Origin of the sequence: Mycobacterium sp. KBS0706 (genome assembly GCF_005938675.2) — a bacterium.
Lineage (GTDB): Bacteria > Pseudomonadota > Alphaproteobacteria > DSM-16000 > Inquilinaceae > Inquilinus.
Genome location: NZ_VCCH02000381.1, coordinates 1 through 375, shown reverse-complemented (window position 1 = coordinate 375; position 375 = coordinate 1). Strand labels below are relative to the sequence as shown.

At 69.9% G+C, this 375-nt stretch carries 1 protein-coding gene; it reads right to left on the bottom strand.

The window, feature by feature from the left end; translation table 11 throughout:
- Positions 1-353 (bottom strand): hypothetical protein (locus FFK22_RS42370; protein ID WP_221939331.1); only part of this gene is annotated, 353 nt, incomplete at its 3' end.
- Positions 354-375 lie beyond the last annotated feature (22 nt).

Sequence of the window (375 nt, the reverse complement as noted above, 5' to 3'; positions counted from 1 at the left end):
CGGCAGCGCGGATGCACCCGGATGTCGTGCGCCTTCAGGAACTCGACCCCCTCCTTCACCGATCCCGCCCCCTTGGTCGACCCGGTGATGCTGCCGAAGCCGTTGCGCTGCATGTAGCTGATCGTCTCCGGCCGGGAGCTGTCGGCGATGATCGGCCCCCGCCGCGACCCCGGAATGGCGTCGAACAGGTCCGGCGTCCGGTCGATCTCGCAGCCCACCCGGTACGCCTCGTGGTCGACGAACAGCGTCCGCCCCGCCACGAAGCAGCGCACCAGCACCGTCGGGTCGCGGGCGAAGCCCCAATCGGCGCCGAACAGGAAGCGTGCATCGGCCGGCGTCTCGAATGCCTCCACCGTCCAGTTCCTGAACACCCGG